Source organism: Flavobacterium sp. H122, from assembly GCF_004959765.1.
Lineage (GTDB): Bacteria > Bacteroidota > Bacteroidia > Flavobacteriales > Flavobacteriaceae > Flavobacterium.
This window is the reverse complement of record NZ_SJZD01000001.1, coordinates 531,715-548,508: the sequence shown is the minus strand read 5'-3', so window position 1 is coordinate 548,508 and position 16,794 is coordinate 531,715. Positions and strand designations below refer to the sequence as shown.

Below are 16,794 nucleotides of genomic sequence, written 5' to 3'. Positions count from 1 at the left end.
GTATTCCGTTATCGTTATGGATTAATAATTTGTTTTAGTTTCGTTTTGACACGATTCATTTTGACACGTGCATTTACTTCGGTTATACCCAGCGTCTCTGCTATTTCAGTGTAATCTTTATCTTCCAGATATAAAAAAATCAAAGCTTTTTCAATATCATTTAATTGTTGTACCGCTTTATATAAGAGTTTGATATGTTCCTCTTCTTCATAATTATACTCATCCTGCATTACAAAATGCCTACCGGTTTCAAATTCAATTGTATTTACTGATTTCGACGACTTTCTGTATAAAGTAATTGCTGTATTTAAAGCTACACGGTAAGCCCAGGTAGAAAATTTGCTTTCTCCTCTGAACTTTGGAAACGCTTTCCAAAGCTGGATTGTAATCTCCTGAAATAAGTCGTTATGCTCGTCTTCATTTTGAGTGTAAAGCCGACAAATCTTGTGAACAATGTTCTGGTTTTCTTTTAATTGTGAAACAAACGACTTCTCTAATTCGGTACTCATATAGGAGTTAGTAGTAATTGTGTTGATTTTGTTACAAAAAAATGAAATTTCAATAGCAATTTCAATCTCAATAATAAAATAAATCTTGAAACTTATTGTCATTGAAATTGAATATTGCCTTTGATATTATTATCTTTAAATTCTTAAATTTTTCAATCTAAAAAGCAGAATGAACATCCCTCAAAGTTCCAAAAAAAGAGTCGTTATTATTGGAGGTGGTTTTGCAGGAATTGCCTTAGCCAAAAAACTAAAAAATAAAAACCTTCAGGTTGTTTTAATAGACAAACACAATTACCACACTTTCCAGCCATTGTTATATCAGGTTGCTACTGGTGGTCTGGAAGCCGGTTCCATTGCTTATCCTATAAGGAAAGTAATTCAAGGTTGTAAGGATTTTTATTTCAGGCTGACATCTGTAAAAGAAATTGATGTTCAAAATCAAAAGGTATTCTCTGAAATAGGTGATTTACATTATGATTATTTGGTGATTGCTACGGGTTCAAAAACCAATTATTTTGGTAATAAAGAAATCGAGCGTAACTCAATGTCAATGAAAACCATTCCGCAATCATTGAATATCCGAAGTTTGATTCTGGAAAATTTTGAACAGGCCGTTTTAACTAAAGATCCGGCAGAAAGAAATGCCTTAATGAATTTTGTACTTGTTGGCGGAGGGCCTACAGGAGTGGAGCTTGCCGGAGCATTGGCCGAAATGAAAAAGGCAATTTTTCAGAAGGATTACCCCGATTTGGATATCAAAAAAATGCAGATTCACTTGATTCAAAGTGGTGACCGTATACTAAACACCATGACTGAAAAATCATCTGCTGCGTCAGAAAAGTTTTTAGAAGGTCTGGGAGTTAAGATTTGGAAGAATGTCCGCGTAACCAATTACGACGGTAGAACTATTTCTACAAACACCGATTTATCCCTTGATTCTGCAACTGTTATCTGGACAGCAGGTGTACAAGGCGCTTCTATCCATGGTTTGCCTTCTGAGGCGGTTGTTGAACGTGTAGAACGTATCAGGGTGAATGAATTCAATCAGGTAAAGGGCTTTGAAAACATCTTCGCTGTAGGTGATATAGCTTCGATGGAAAGCGAAGCTTTCCCCCAAGGACATCCTATGATGGCACAGCCGGCTATACAGCAAGGTGAATTATTGGGAGAAAATTTAATTAAACTGATCAATAACCAACCGGCAAAACCTTTTGATTATAAAGATAAAGGATCCATGGCTACGATAGGCAGAAACCTGGCTGTTGTGGATTTGCCTAAATATCATTTCAACGGAGTGTTTGCCTGGTTTGTATGGATGTTTGTGCATTTATTCTCCTTGATCGGATTTAAAAACAAAGCCGTGGTTTTCTTGAACTGGGTCTATAATTATATCCGTTTTGACCGTGAGGGACGTTTGATTATCCGTCCATACAAAAAGAAAAGTTTTATTACGTTTACTTCGGATGAGATATAAGTATAAGTCTTATTAATTATGTTTTTCTTAATATATTGCTGATTATTAGAGTTTAATGATACTGTAATATAAATGGAGATTGATAATTAGCGTTTGTTTTTTTAGTAAATTTGTTATGTGTTGATTTGCATCTTATGTTTAAATTTCCTTGAACTTTTGCTCATTTAGAATGTTTTCTGAAAGTTATCATGTTTAATACAAAGGATTTAAAAATTTAAACAAATGAAAAAATCAATTTTAAATGTGCTATTATTTGTATTCATATCAGTACTTGGAATACAGTTTACAAATGCACAAGAAAAAATGGAACCTTGGCCTGGAGTCACTAAAAAGGTTTTAACTGATAATGATAAAGTTACAGTATCTGAGGTAACTTTTGCTCCCGGAGCTGTTGCTGATTGGCATTCACATCCTAATTATTCTGTTTATGCAGTTACCGATGTAAAAATGAAAGTCGAAATGAAAGATAAAGAACCTACAGTTGTAGAGTTTAAGGCAGGACAAGTTGGTTGGTCAGAAGCAGTAACACACAGAACAACAAATGTTGGAAAAAAACCTTTTAAAGCAATTGTTACAGAAATTAAGTAAAAAAAAGCAAATCAGAACAAAAATAACTACTCCTTTAAGACAGTCTCTTTTAGGAGTTTTTTTATAGATTTCTTTTTGCAAAATAATTTACCATCAAATCCACAAACTTACTGTAGCTGTCCATTCCGTCTTTTTGTTGGTTCATTTTCAGGAAATTATCATAGAAAATTTCAAAACCCTTGTCGATAAATGAGCGGTGAGCCATCCAAAAATCCTCACTTTCTTTGAAATTTTTTAAAATACCTGGATGAATTGACTTTAAAAGCTCTTTAAATTTTTTCTCGTCTTTGCTCCCTATATTCGCTAAGCAATAACGCAATGCATAGGTGTATCCCGCATATTTGAAAAACAAATCGTCGTTATGTGTAGCTGCTAAAAAGCCTATAAAATTGCATTCACTCTCACTGGCAAACCCCATTTGATGTGCCATTTCATGACAGGTGACAGCGGGTAAATGATAGGAAGGCGGCAGATTATTTACCTGTGCTTCATTAGTAAATGGATTCAAATAACCGCCAAAACCCATATAAGTAAGCGGATAGCTGAATAACGATGTTTTAATGCTTGGCTGTTGGTAAGAAAAGTAATTGTACTTTTTTGAAAGTTCGTCATAGCCTTTAGAAGCTATTTTATAGATGTCTTCGGAGGTATATTTAGAGACAACTTTTAAGGCTGTATCTTTAGTTATCTGGAGATGTGTTTGGTTCGTTTTTGTAATTAATTTTTGAGTAAAGGCAACCAATTGCTCCTGAGTATATTCGGTTTTGATGTTCATTTTTGAAAACAACGGCAGGCGGTAATAGTTGAATGCCCATAAAAAATGAAATAAAAAATAAGCGATGGAAACTACATTGATTATTGCCAATGTTTTAATCTTCCAGTTTTCTTTCCTGTTTTTGATTAACCAAAAAATAAACCATAGTATTAATAAGCTGTAAGCGATGTCTCCAAAAGAAAAAGGAATCCAGCCTAATAGTGTACGGGAAAGCTTTGCAAGAATCGGGTAAAAACCATTGCTGTAATAATTTTCTACAAATTCCGGAAAATAGAATAAAGCTTGTAAGGAGATGATTTGGATGATTAAAAATAGTGGAAGAAGGTATTTTCTTTTCAAAACGTTTTTTTAGGTAAATATAATCAATCCCAATTATTAGAAAAAGAATTTAAACTTTGTAAATTTGAGGCTTTGTAACTAACATACTAACAACAATGAGCCAGGAAATAAGAAACCTTGAACCAAAAGCACTTTGGAACAAGTTTGCCGACTTGAATTCGGTGCCCCGTCCTTCAAAAAAAGAAGAACGTGTTATTGCTTTTATGATGGATTTCGGACAAAAACTAGGTCTGGAAACTATTAAAGACGAAGTAGGAAACGTAATTATTAAAAAACCGGCAACAGCTGGAATGGAAAATAGAAAAACCATAGTAATGCAGTCGCATTTGGATATGGTACACCAAAAAAACAACGATACGGTATTTGATTTTGATACTCAGGGTATTGAAATGTATGTTGATGGTGATTGGGTTCGTGCTAAAGGAACTACTTTAGGTGCTGATAACGGACTTGGTGTTGCAACTATCATGGCTGTTTTAGAAAGTACAGATATTCCTCATCCTGCTATTGAAGCTTTATTTACTATTGATGAAGAAACAGGTATGACGGGTGCCATGGGATTAAAAGGAGGATTACTTTCAGGTGAGATTCTTTTAAACTTAGATACGGAAGAAGACGATGAAATTGATATAGGATGTGCCGGTGGTGTAGATGTAACTGCTGAAAGAGAATATAACGAGGAAGAAACTCCTGAAGGTTCAGTAGGGTATACTATTACTATAAAAGGGCTGATGGGAGGTCATTCAGGAATGGATATTGACAAAGGTTTAGGAAATGCCAATAAAATTATGAACCGTTTATTGTTTGATGGTTTTGAAAATTTTGGTCTGCAGATTTCTGAAATCAATGGAGGCAGTTTGCGTAATGCGATTCCTCGTGAGAGTGTGGCAAAAGTAATTATCGCAGGAATGTATGATGAAGCTTTTGTGTTTGATATGCAGGAAGTAATCAACGATATTAAAACCGAATTCAAAACTACTGAGCCTAATCTTCAAATTTTAATAGAAAAAGGAGATCTACCTACTAAAGTTATGGATTTAGGAGTTCAGGAAGGTTTGTTGCGTACCATTTATGCAGCTCACAATGGTGTGTACCGTATGAGTGCGGATATGGACAACTTGGTGGAAACTTCTAATAATATTGCGAGAGTAATTGTTAAAGAAGGACAGATTTCTATTCAAAATTTAACCCGTTCATCTGTAGAAAGCTCAAAATTTGATTTGGCTAATGCATTGCGTTCAGCTTTTGAGCTGTTTGGCTGTGAAGTGAATTTTACAGGTTCTTATCCAGGATGGACGCCTAATGTTAATTCTCCTATTCTTGATGTTCTGACTTCTATTTATGAAAAACAAAATGACTCTAAAGCTCATGTTGTAGCTTGTCATGCAGGTTTGGAATGTGGTATTTTAGGAACGAATTATCCTGATATGGATATGATTTCTTTTGGACCTACTATCAAAGGTGCTCATAGTCCTGATGAAAGAGCAAGTATTTCATCTGCTCAAAAATATTGGAAATTCGTATTGGAAATTTTGCAGAATATTCCATTAAAATAATCAAATGAAGCCTGTGTAAAAACAGGCTTTTTTGAATTTTAAATTTTAAGATTTTTTACGGAAAAACCGTAATTTTTTTATTTTAAGGTTTCTTAGATTTACGTCATAATTTTTTTATTAACCTAACAACCAAAAAATTATGATTAAAAATCTTTCAAATTTAGCAGGTGCAAAAAACTTGAGTAAATCTGAACAGCAGTCAATTGTTGGAGCAGGATTCAGAAGATGTTGCGAGTACGATTATGATGCTAACGGCAACTTAATTTGTACTTTATGGGTAAGCAGTGGTCAATACTGCCCATGATTTGATTTCTGAAAGAATTCTTTTAAAAACGGATTTTTTCTGAATAACTAAAACAAAGAGGCTGTCCTATTGAGACAGCCTCTTTTGTTGTTAAAAAGGAAGGTTTAAATAGCCGGTTTTGCCTTCGGGCTTTCTTCCATTTTATTTTGTGTTTGTTGATTCAAATCTACTTGAGCTGAAAATGTATTTTAGATATGAATTTAAAATACATTTTGTGAAAAAAATGAAAGATATTTTCTGTCATAATATTTTGTTTTATTTTTAGTGTTTTAAATTAAACTATGAAATCAATTCTTCCATTATTCATTTTTGTCAGTGCTTTAGGTTTTTCACAAAATTCGGATGAAGACCAGTTAAAAGCAATTTATAATCAGGCTTTAACCAATTCCAAGTGTTACTCTCAATTGGATTATTTGTCAAATACAATCGGACATCGTTTGTCAGGTTCTTCGGGAGCTGAAAAAGCAGTACAGTATACAAAATCTCAAATGGAGGCCTCAGGAAATTTTGATAAGGTGTATCTGCAGGAAGTAATGGTGCCTAAGTGGATCAGGGGAGAAAAAGAGGAAGCTTTTATTAAAGTACAGGGAAAGAAAATAAAAGTGCCTATTTGTGCTTTAGGAGGAAGTATTGCAACTTCAAAAAGCGGTGTTACAGCAGAAGTTATTGAAGTGCAGACACTGAAAGAATTGGAAAAACTGGGGGCAGAAAAAATAAAAGGAAAAATAGTTTTTTTTAACCGCCCGATGAATCCTGCAAATATCGAAGCATTTCATTCTTACCGTGATGCAGGTGACCAACGCAGATCCGGGGCTAAAGAAGCTTCAAAATACGGCGCAGTGGGAGTTATAGTCCGTTCGCTTAATTTTAGACTGGATGATTTTCCTCATGCAGGAGGAACTAATTATGGTGATATTTCTTTGGAACAGCGTATTCCTTCGGTCGCAATAAGTACAAACGGAGCAGAACTTTTAAGTAAGCAGTTGAAAGAAAACCCGCATCTGACTTTTTATTTCAAACAATCCTGCCGTCAGGAAGCAGATGTGTTGTCATATAATGTAATAGGCGAGATTAAAGGTTCTGAAACCCCTGAAAACATTATGGTAGTTGGCGGTCATCTTGATTCATGGGATTTGGCTGACGGTTCTCACGATGATGGTGCCGGTTGCGTGCAAAGTATGGAAGTGGCTAATATTTTTAAAAATATAGGTTATAAGCCAAAGAATACCATTCGCGTGGTTATGTTTATGAATGAAGAAAACGGAGGCCGTGGTGGCGACAAATATCAGGAATTGTCTTTAAAAAATAACGAGAATCACATTTTTGCAATGGAAAGTGATTCGGGCGGATTTACCCCGAGAGGATTTGCTTTGGAAGGTGATGAGGCAAGTTTCACTAAAATTATTCAATGGAAATCACTTTTTGAGCCTTATTTAATCCATAGTTTTGTAAAAGGCCACAGCGGTTCCGATATACAGGATTTAACTTCCAAACGAATTGTAAAGGCTGGTTTGAGACCGGATTCACAGCGTTATTTTGATTACCATCATGCCGCTAATGACAAGTTTGATGCTGTTAATAAAAGAGAACTGGAATTGGGGGCGGCAACCATGACTTCTTTGATTTATCTGATTGATAAATATGGAATTTAGAATAAAAATCACTGACTTACCATAAAAAAAGAGGGTGTCCTAAAAGTAAAAAATCAACGTCTGGTTTGTCACTCCGATGTTAGGAGGAGTCACATCATCAATATTATGTGATTTCTTCCTTTGATTGAAATGGCAGGTTTGCCGACTTTTTGGACACCTTTTCTTTTATGAATGATATTCTTCTTAAACTACTTCCATTCAATTTTTCGGGAGAAGTACATTACCGCTCCTAATATGGCAAATAATCCTATACTGCCAACCAATAAGGCATAGCTTTCCAGTTGGATGATTACATAGATGAAAGTATATAAAGCTGTTAGCGCTATCGCTATAAAACCCGAAAATTTATTATTGAGGATTGACTTGGAATATAAACTAATCATGATAACTACAGCTATTCCTGCCACAATGTATGCAAATGTAAAACTTGAATGTTCAGTGATTGAAATCAGTAATGTATAGAACATAATCAAAGCCAATCCAATCATTGAATATTGAAATACATGTATATTGATTTTACTGATAGATTGAATCAGAAAGAAGACTAAAAAGGTTAAGCCAATTACTAAAAAACCATATTTTGAAGCACGTTCGTTTTGCTGGTATTCATCAACAGTTTCAATAAGTTTTACACCAAAAGAGTATTCATTTAAGTTAGGGATTTTATTCAAATGCTGTTGGGAGAATGCTCTATTGATATCCAGAATTTTCCAGTCGGCGTGAAAACCTTTTTTGTCGATAATTTTTGTAGTGTCATTAGCCGAAAAAGCTCCTTCAAAACTTGGTGAATCCCAGTCAGAATCAATGTTTATCGTGCTTTTTTTACCAATTGGAATAAACCTGATGCTGTTACTTCCGTTGTATTCCATAGTAAAGTTGAAGGCAATTGTATTGTTCTTGTTTAAACTATTATAATTAAACTTATCGGATTCTAAAGTTCCGTAGAAATTGTCATCTTCAGATTTTGATTCAAAATTCAGTTTTTGATTGTTCAATGCAATATTCAAATCACTTTTAATGCTTTTTAAGTTGGTTGTTTTCACTACAATTGAGGCTTGATCCCATAATAAATCCTCCGCCTTTATGCCTAATTTTTCAAAATTTGGTTTTCCAAAATTTCCTTTGAAATTCATAATGGCAGTAAATACCACATTGTTATAGATGCCACGTTTTAATGAGGTGTTTTTTCTGGCATTTGTTTTACTGTTGAAATTTTCAGGGAAGAAGAATGCGTTTTTTGTAATGACTTTCTTTTCAATTGTTATGGCTCCGGTTCTTGGATTTGCAATATTGTATTCTTCGTAGGATTTGTATGGAATTTTTAAAATTGGACCGTAAAAATAAATGTCTTTTCCCCACAGATTTGAAACCTCTTCTACCACTTCTTTTTTGCGTATGGAACGTTCAGTAATAAGACTTTTTACAAATTCTAAAGGTATTAGAAGGATTAAGGTTAAAAACCCTACAACCGCCATTTTTACCGTTGTAGACTGGAAGAAACTGTTTTTTAATTGATTGAATTGTGTTTCCATTGTTATTTGATATTAAATGTTGTTTGAAAATCTTTTAAGTCTATCGTGAGTAACTTTGAATAATCCAAATGATAAAATTTGTTTGCTTTTGTTCCTTTTTTATAAGATTCTATAAATTCTGTGTAATTGAGCGGATAAAAAAATCCAGCCGATATTACTATAAATACAAATGGGCTTCTTTTTCCGTTTCCTAATAAATAAAACTGCATTTTTATTTCTTCTTTGACTGTTGTGCCACTGTTTGTGATAACGTGAAATACATCATGCTCTTCGAGTTGCGGTTGAATTGAATAATTGTTTTTCTTCAAAAAAAGTCCCAAATGTTTTCCTATGCTGCCATCAGGACAATTGATATAATCGCTTATGTTTAAATTCCATGCTGTTTTGTTTTTAAATAGTAATTGATACGGCTTTTTTATCGTTTTGTAAATGAGTTCGATTATATAGTCTTTCATGATTTAAAAGAACTTTGAATTTCAAAGTTAATAAATAAAAAAATAGCTTTACATATTTGATAGCAATTTTTCAAGTGCATCAATATGCTCCTGAAAAGCTTTTTTACCTTCGGTTGTAGCTTTGTAACTTGTGTTTGGTTTTTTTCCAATGAATTGTTTTTCGACAACGATATAATTTTCACTTTCCAGTGCTTTGGCATGGCTGGCTAAGTTACCGTCAGTTACCCCCAATAATTCCTTGAACGTATTAAAGTCGGCACTTTCGTTGACCATTAATACAGACATGATACCCAAACGAATTCGGTGATCAAAGGCTTTGTTGATATTTTGAATGATATTTTTCAATTGTTATAAGTGTCAATAACTGTTTCTAAAAGTTTTGATTCTGCTAGTTGAGAAGGAGCTATAACATTTTCTTCAAGCGGCACATTGTTTCCATATCTTTCCTTCATAATCTTTTTTACTTTAGGGTTCGATAAATTGAATTCCTTCAGCTTTTTAAACGGACATATTTCAATACCTGCACCTTCTTTATAGATTTTCCAGACTAATTCAGAGCAATATATTTTTTCATCAGACCATTCAAAATACAAATCATAATCTTTATTCAGCATGTTTTTTCCATAAGTCTTCATGCTCTCAATCTTTTTGGAATCAAGCAATTCTTCTGAGTTTTTACATCTTCTAATTAAATAATCGCTTTCCTTACCATGTGAAATCCATTCATCTAAAGGAGTTATCTTTACAGGTTGAACAGCTTCCAGAACATAAGTTTTATCATTGTCTTTAAAAATTATACCGCAATGAGAAAATTTTGAATTGGTGGCTAATCTGACAGCTTCGCACTGATACGATTCTGAAGTCTGAAGTATTATATCGCCTTCTTTTACCTGTTCAGAAACTTTATTTTCATGAAAATAAAAATCATCTACTACTTTTTTTGCATTGAAATAGCCTAACAGATAAAAAGCAAGGAAGGCACCAATAATAATGATTAAATACTTTTTCATTTACTATCATATTTAAAGTGCATGATTCCGCCATAAATAATATGACAAACTCCAAATCCTAAAGCCCAAAATAGTAATCCATAGCCAATAAACCAGGTAGACAATAAGCCAAGCAGGATCATTGTGATTCCTAAATACCGAATATCACCAAGAGTATATTTACTTGCATTTACACAGGCCAAACCATAAAAAATAAGCATTAACGGCGCTGTTAAGCTTAATATCTCTTTTTCAATTAAAAAAAGAATAAAGAAACCTCCTGTTGCCAATGGAATCATAAAGTTTATAATTAATCTTTTGGACGCCGAATTCCAAACCGAAGCATTTATCTTGTTTGCTTTTTTTGTGCTTAAATAAATGACGGTTGCTATTGAAAGCAAAATTACCAGAGCTGCAATTGAAAATAAATTGTAAATAGTGCTTGAATTAATTATAATCAATTTATAATCTTTAAAATAGATTGTGTTAGGGTAAATTATCCGATAGGCAAGAAAAGCACCAATAAGACAGTAAATACCGGCTAAAACGCCAGATAAACCACTCAATGAAATAAATCGTGATGATTGTGACATCATTTGCTTAATGTCTTTTATGTCTTGTAAATAATTGTTTGGTTCCATTTATAACAGATTATATTTCTTGATTTTTTATTAAGATCTTAAGATCCTGCAAATGGTGAGTTGAATAAACCAACAGCCAATTCTACCCAAATGAGCAAAAATACAATTACTAATAATACTATTAAGCCTAATTTGTAAGTTTTGTGGGTAATTTTTCTGAAAATAAATTCAGAAGTAAAGCCTAATCCCAAAAGTAATGCTCCCATTAGGATGAAATCAAAGACACTCCAGTTTACTTCATTGGTAAACTGCATTCCTATTAAAGGAATTAAAAGCAGGAAGCAGGTTCCTGCCAGGACGAAAAATTGATTTTTGTTTAACATAGTTTTTATTTTTAAAAGAACTTTGAAAAACAAAGTAAATTAAAATTTATCTGGTGACCAAATAAATTTTAATTTTTTTAAGAAAATAAATTATTGATAATAAGTGTATTCTATTTTGGCTGTTCTTTCAGGTTTGCCTTTTAAAATTTTTGAAGAATTAAATGCAACGACTTGTTTTTTTTCATTCAATTGAAACGTTCCCATTAATTTGAAATTATCTTTATATTGCTTTGGATCATCAGAGCTTGAATAATAACTTTCGTATAAGGTTTCGGTTTTCTTTGTGATTTTTGATTTATAAATCTGCATTATATCATTATCTTGAAAAGAAGTGTTTGTATAAATGAAAGGGAATTCATCTTTTTTTGTGTAACATTCTTTTTTTATTATTTTTCCATTAGATGTTCTTACGATGCAATTGTCCTGAAATTTTGTTTCAGAGACTGAATTTTGATAAGCATAGTTGTCATCATTATAAACAATGTAAGTTTTACCAAATAATACTCCATTTTCTACCCAATACGAATCAGTGATTTCACCATCTTCACTTTTATTTACTGAAATCATTTTATCATCGTTGTAGGTAAACGTTTTACTAATATCTCCTTCTATTATTTTTGTCAGCAATCCATTTTCATAGATAAATTTTCTCTCGCTTTCTTTTTTTCCATTTACATTTTTATCTATGACTGTAACAGGCTGGCCCAGTTCGTTAAATTCTATGGTTTTTACAAGAGCTTTAGTTATTTTTTTTTCTGAAACATAGACATTGATTGTTTTTATTTTATCGATATTCTGTCCAAATGCAATATCTTCCTCTTCCATTAAAGGAGTGGAATACCGCTTTAGAAAAGCATTCATTACGATTTTTGATTTTTCAGTAGGATTGCTTTTTTTAAGACTGGCCAATTCTTTTTTATATTTTCTAGCATTTACGATGTAAGAGGATTCTTTTTTTACTTTCATCTGCTTTGCAACAAATTCAGTAGCCATAGGAGTGCCTTCTTCCACTTGAATTTCGTCTTTGACCTTACCGCTCCAATATGATTTTGCCTGGTATGAGTTTTTTGGATCGCTCATGTCTAAAGTCTGATTGTTTTCAAAAATTACAAAAGTGTGTTTTGTAATGGTTTTAACCTGCAGTTTGTTTTTGTCAAAATTATTCAAGAGTTCCTGCTCCTCAGTATTATCTTTTTCCCTGTGTACATTGTATTCACTTACATCAACTAATAATACCGTAGGTTTGCCGGCTGCGATATGAAGTGTGTCAATCTCTGCTGTGAGATGTCCTGAAGGGCCGACTTCTACTCCTACAGCCTCCGTTTTTTTCTTATAAGTTGAATTTGTTTTTTTGTTTTGTTTTTTTTGTGCTTCACCTGAAAAAGAAATGAGTAAGGCGAAAAAAATGCTGCATAAAAGTTTCATAATTGTATTTGATATATTTGTGTTACAAATACAAATATAGTTTTTTTCTTACATTTATTTATTTGGGCTTTTTCAAAATGATGTCCTGTATCATAAAAAAAGCCCTGAAATTTCAGGGCTTTCTTCATCTTTTTGAGTAAAATCCAAATACGTTTATTTGCTGTAGATGTAATCTATTTTTAAAGTTTTTTCCGAATTGTTTTCTAATAATTTAATAACACTTATTTGCTTTTTATTGTCCAATTGATACGTCGCAGTTAATTTAAAGTTGTCTTTTGATTCATTTTCAGTTTCTTCATAATCGGCCTTATATCTTTCGTAAACCGTTTCATTCTTTTTAATAACCTTTACTTTATATTTTTCTAAAATATCTTCCCCCTGATATGAAATGTAATCCATTAAAAAAGGCTGGTTTGGTTTCTTAGCAATGCATTCTTTTTTTAATATCTGACCATTGTACGTTTTTATGATGCAGTCATTTTCAAGTTTTTCTTCTATAACAGTATTGTGATAAGCCAAATTGTCATCATTTGTTAAACTGTATCCTTTTTCGAGCAGGATATTGTTTTCAAGCGTGTAAATTTTTATTTCTTCACCGTCATCCAATTTCTTTGAAACAATCATTTTATCGTTATTATACGAAACAGAGTGTATTTGTCTTCCGTCATTTATTTTGGAAAGCATCCCGTTTTCATAAATAAAGTTTACATCAGCTTCAGTTTTTCCGCTTGATTTATACGATTTCAAGTTAACTGGCTGCCCTTCTTCGTTGAAAATAATATGCAGTGTAAGCAGCTTTTTTATTTTTTTCTCTGAATAATAAACTTTTATTTCTTTAAGTTTTTTCAAGTCTTCATTGAACATCGATAATTCTCTAAGTTCAGCCTTGATAGATAATGCATAAAGTTTCAAAAGTGCATTCATCACTTCTTTTGATTTATCAGTGATGATGTTTTTTTTGGTTAATGCTGCCAATTCTTTTTTGTGTTTTTTTGCATCAATTATATAAGAAGATTCTTTTTTTACTTTTAATTGTTTAGCAAAAAATTCTGTTGAGTTTTCTAAACCTTCTTCGGTCTGTAATTGTTCCTTCTGTTTACCGCTCCAAAAGACTTTTGAAGCATAACTGTCTTCATGCTTTGAAACATCTAGAGTCTGATTGTTTTCAAATATGATAAAAGAATGTCTTTTTATGTAAATTATATCAGTTTTACTTTTGTCAAAATTTGTATTGAGCTCTTGTATTTCACGTGTGTCTTTATAAGCAGCAGTGTTTATTCCTGTTACTTGTACAAGTAATAAAGTTGGTTTCCCTTTAGGAATGTGAATTGTATCAACGGTTAGCTCTCCATTTTCGCTATTTGCCGGCTCTGCAGCTGCTTCGTTAGCGGAAGTCTCTTTAGGTACTGATTTAACTTTTTTAACCAGTCTGTTTTGAGCTGAAACTGAAAAAGTCAGTAGTAAACTTAAAATTGTAAAAAATATCAATCTCATAATTACATTATTTGTGTGCAATACAAAAATAAATTTTTTCTTACAAATAATGAATCTGGTTCTTGTTTATTATCGGATATTTTGGTGCTTAATCGATGTTTGAAAAATAAAATAGAAAAGCCCTGAAATTTCAGGGCTTTGGATGTTAAATTTTAAAAATCCTCCAACTGTACTGATTTTATGCAGAAACCAAAAAACAGTTTAAAAAAAAGAATTTTTATATATGGGAAATTAAAATTGATTTATGGTTTGACGGATTGCTACTAATTTTTTCATTAAGCCTTCAAAATAATCTAAATGAAGCATGTTCGCTCCGTCGCTTTTTGCATTAGCAGGATCAAAATGAGTTTCAATAAAAATTCCGTCAACACCAACAGCGATACCGGCTTTAGCTATTGTTTCAATCATGTCAGGACGGCCGCCTGTAACACCTGCCAGCTGATTAGGCTGCTGTAACGAATGGGTTACATCAAGCACAGTAGTAGCCATTTCGCGCATGGTAGGAATCCCGCGGAAATCAACAATCATGTCCTGGTAGCCAAACATTGTACCTCTGTCTGTTACCATTACATTTTCATTGTTGGAATCCAATACTTTTTGAACGGCGTGCTTCATACTTTCAGGACTCATGAACTGACCTTTTTTCAGATTCACAGTTTTACCGGTTTGAGCAGCGGCAACTACCAAGTCCGTTTGACGAACTAAAAATGCTGGGATTTGCAGGACATCAACGTATTGAGCTGCCATAGCCGCATCTTCATTTGTATGAATGTCGGTAACTGTTGGTATGTTGAATTCCTGACTTACTTTTTGAAGGATTTTTAAAGCTTTTTCATCACCTATTCCAGTGAAGCTGTCCACTCTTGAGCGATTTGCTTTTTTGAAGGAACCTTTAAAAACATAAGGAATCTTTAAATCGTTTGTGATTTGTACAAGACGTTCTGCAATTTTCATAGCCATTTCTTCTCCTTCAATGGCACAAGGTCCTGCAAGAACAAAAAAGTTTCCACTGTCTAAGTGCTTGATATTTGGTATGTTGTGTAAGTTCATTTTTTATAAATTTATGCAAAGATACTTTTTAGATTTTAGATTTCAGATTTCAGAATTTAGAATTTTTAATCTTTCAGCTAAAAAAATAGTATCTGATTAAAATTAGTGCATTGCATCGGCTGGATTAATGGTTGATTTCCCTGTTTTTAATACCATAACCAATGGAATACAAATCAAGAATAATATTCCCAGATATAAGAATATATCCATAAATGCTAATACATTGGCTTGTTTCATTACCTGAAAATCTAAAACCTGATGGGCTTTGTTTAATGCTTCATTAAATGAAAAACCTTTAGCCATGAAACCTTTTTGCATCATATTGATCTGGTTTTGTACCTGAAAACTGGTTTTGTCCAGGTGGGCCACTAATTGGGCTCTGTGTTCCTGTCCGAATCTTGAGATAAAGGTTGTTACAATTGCAATACCGAAGGAACCTCCTAATTGACGAAGCATACCTGTAAAAGCGGCACCATCGCCAATCTCTTTTCCTTTTAGATTAGATAATGACAAACTTGTAATAGGAACGAATAATAACCCTAATCCAATACCACGCATGATCAACGGCCACCAGAAATGTTCTTCACCGGTATCCGGAGTCATAATTTTGTACATCCAAAAAGTAAAGAAAAAGAATACCAGAAAGCCTATAACAATCAAATACTTTTGTGAAACGCCTTTTTGAAGCATTTTACCTACCAGCGGCATCATAAAGGCTGTCATTACAGAACTTGGTATTAACAGCATTCCGGCGGCAGTAGCGGGCCATCTTAAAATAGATTGGGTGTAAATAGGTATTAAAAATGTGGAAGCATAAAGTCCAAAGCCTAATATGAAGGACAATAATACACCCACCCTTAAATTGGTGTCTTTTAACACTCTTAAATTTACTATAGGGTATTTGTAACTCAATTCCCTTTTTATAAAGAATAACAGCCCAAAGAATGATATGATGCTTAGGGTTATGATTGTATTATTATTAAACCAATCATCCTGCTGACCGTGTTCCAAAACATATTGGAGCGATCCGACAAACATTGTCAGATATACTATACCCAGCCAATCGACTTGATTAGCTTTAAGTTTTTCGCTGTATTTAGGGCTTTTTACATACATCAATGTAAGTATGGTTGCTATAATACCTAAAGGAATATTGATGTAAAATATAAACGGCCATGAGAAATGATCTACGATATAACCTCCTAAAGGAGGTCCTAATGTAGGTCCCATGATTACTCCCATACCATAAATAGCCTGAGCCATACCTCTTTTTTCAACAGGGTAACTTTCGGTAATAATGGTTTGAGCTGTTACCAGTAACGCACCTCCTCCCAGACCTTGGATAAATCTAAAGATTACCAATTCCCAGATATTGGTTGAGTTACCGCATAAAAATGAGGTTACCGTAAATATGATGATGGACGCTGTAAAATAATTTCTACGCCCAAATTGCTGTGACAACCAGCTTGTCATTGGTATGATGATTACATTGGCGATAGCATAGGCCGTAATTACCCAAGAAACATCGCTTAAGGTAGCACCTAGACTTCCTTTCATGTCGTTAAGGGCTACATTTACGATAGTAGTATCTACAATTTCAAGAAGCGAACATAAAATGGCAACTATGGTTACAATAGCTCTCCTGAAACCGTATTCTACTAAGTTATCTGGATTGTTTTCCATGAAGT

At 33.2% G+C, this 16,794-nt stretch carries 17 protein-coding genes; 5 read left to right on the top strand and 12 right to left on the bottom strand.

Features of this window, described 5'->3' with window-relative positions; translation table 11 throughout:
* Window positions 1–14 precede the first annotated feature (14 nt).
* Window positions 15–509, bottom strand: a complete 495-nt coding sequence (locus EZM65_RS02680; RefSeq protein WP_136666973.1) for an RNA polymerase sigma factor — start codon at window positions 507–509, stop codon at window positions 15–17.
* Window positions 510–678: 169 nt separating this feature from the next.
* Between EZM65_RS02680 and EZM65_RS02675 the strand changes: the two genes are divergently transcribed.
* Window positions 679–1,983 carry an NAD(P)/FAD-dependent oxidoreductase gene (locus EZM65_RS02675; protein ID WP_136666972.1) on the top strand — a complete coding sequence of 435 codons (1,305 nt, stop codon included), beginning with the start codon at window positions 679–681 and terminating at the stop codon, window positions 1,981–1,983.
* A 222-nt stretch (window positions 1,984–2,205) separates the two neighbouring features.
* Complete coding sequence (locus EZM65_RS02670; RefSeq protein WP_136666971.1) at window positions 2,206–2,571, top strand: hypothetical protein; 366 nt, start codon at window positions 2,206–2,208, stop codon at window positions 2,569–2,571.
* A 61-nt stretch (window positions 2,572–2,632) separates the two neighbouring features.
* Here the strand turns inward: EZM65_RS02670 and EZM65_RS02665 are convergent, their stop codons facing one another.
* On the bottom strand, window positions 2,633–3,685 hold the full coding sequence (locus EZM65_RS02665) for a DUF3810 domain-containing protein (RefSeq protein WP_136666970.1): 1,053 nt from the start codon (window positions 3,683–3,685) through the stop codon (window positions 2,633–2,635).
* A gap of 95 nt (window positions 3,686–3,780) precedes the next feature.
* Between EZM65_RS02665 and EZM65_RS02660 the strand changes: the two genes are divergently transcribed.
* From EZM65_RS02660 to EZM65_RS02655, 3 genes are all read left to right on the top strand, one after another.
* Window positions 3,781–5,241 (top strand): aminoacyl-histidine dipeptidase, encoded by a 1,461-nt coding sequence (locus EZM65_RS02660; protein WP_136666969.1) that lies wholly within the window; start codon window positions 3,781–3,783, stop codon window positions 5,239–5,241.
* A 139-nt stretch (window positions 5,242–5,380) separates the two neighbouring features.
* Complete coding sequence (locus tag EZM65_RS15430) at window positions 5,381–5,545, top strand: hypothetical protein (RefSeq protein ID WP_169051618.1); 165 nt, start codon at window positions 5,381–5,383, stop codon at window positions 5,543–5,545.
* Window positions 5,546–5,826: 281 nt separating this feature from the next.
* Window positions 5,827–7,197, top strand: coding sequence for a M28 family peptidase (locus EZM65_RS02655; protein WP_136666968.1), 1,371 nt, complete (start codon window positions 5,827–5,829; stop codon window positions 7,195–7,197).
* A 188-nt stretch (window positions 7,198–7,385) separates the two neighbouring features.
* On the opposite strand, the gene creD is transcribed toward EZM65_RS02655, so the two are convergent.
* From creD to EZM65_RS02605, 10 genes are all read right to left on the bottom strand, one after another.
* Window positions 7,386–8,729: a cell envelope integrity protein CreD gene (gene creD / locus EZM65_RS02650; protein WP_136666967.1), complete on the bottom strand. Its 1,344-nt coding sequence runs from the start codon at window positions 8,727–8,729 to the stop codon at window positions 7,386–7,388.
* Window positions 8,730–8,731: 2 nt separating this feature from the next.
* The gene (locus EZM65_RS02645; RefSeq protein ID WP_136666966.1) at window positions 8,732–9,184 is read right to left on the bottom strand and encodes a hypothetical protein; all 453 of its coding nucleotides are present in this window, start codon (window positions 9,182–9,184) and stop codon (window positions 8,732–8,734) included.
* 48 nt (window positions 9,185–9,232) lie between these two features.
* Window positions 9,233–9,529, bottom strand: coding sequence for a transcriptional regulator (locus EZM65_RS02640; RefSeq protein WP_136666965.1), 297 nt, complete (start codon window positions 9,527–9,529; stop codon window positions 9,233–9,235).
* Window positions 9,526–10,194 carry a YiiX family permuted papain-like enzyme gene (locus tag EZM65_RS02635; protein WP_136666964.1) on the bottom strand — a complete coding sequence of 223 codons (669 nt, stop codon included), beginning with the start codon at window positions 10,192–10,194 and terminating at the stop codon, window positions 9,526–9,528. Before EZM65_RS02635 ends, EZM65_RS02640 begins: the two co-directional genes overlap by 4 nt.
* Entirely contained in the window at window positions 10,191–10,814 is a 624-nt protein-coding gene (locus tag EZM65_RS02630) for a hypothetical protein (protein WP_136666963.1), read from the bottom strand. Before EZM65_RS02630 ends, EZM65_RS02635 begins: the two co-directional genes overlap by 4 nt.
* A gap of 38 nt (window positions 10,815–10,852) precedes the next feature.
* Window positions 10,853–11,137, bottom strand: a complete 285-nt coding sequence (locus tag EZM65_RS02625) for a hypothetical protein (protein ID WP_136666962.1) — start codon at window positions 11,135–11,137, stop codon at window positions 10,853–10,855.
* Window positions 11,138–11,227: 90 nt separating this feature from the next.
* A complete protein-coding gene (locus EZM65_RS02620; RefSeq protein WP_136666961.1) occupies window positions 11,228–12,562 on the bottom strand; it encodes a hypothetical protein in 1,335 nt (444 codons plus the stop codon).
* A gap of 153 nt (window positions 12,563–12,715) precedes the next feature.
* Window positions 12,716–14,056 (bottom strand): hypothetical protein, encoded by a 1,341-nt coding sequence (locus tag EZM65_RS02615; RefSeq protein WP_136666960.1) that lies wholly within the window; start codon window positions 14,054–14,056, stop codon window positions 12,716–12,718.
* A gap of 231 nt (window positions 14,057–14,287) precedes the next feature.
* A complete protein-coding gene (kdsA, locus tag EZM65_RS02610; RefSeq protein ID WP_136666959.1) occupies window positions 14,288–15,106 on the bottom strand; it encodes a 3-deoxy-8-phosphooctulonate synthase in 819 nt (272 codons plus the stop codon).
* Window positions 15,107–15,208: 102 nt separating this feature from the next.
* Window positions 15,209–16,789 carry a DHA2 family efflux MFS transporter permease subunit gene (locus tag EZM65_RS02605; protein ID WP_136666958.1) on the bottom strand — a complete coding sequence of 527 codons (1,581 nt, stop codon included), beginning with the start codon at window positions 16,787–16,789 and terminating at the stop codon, window positions 15,209–15,211.
* Window positions 16,790–16,794 lie beyond the last annotated feature (5 nt).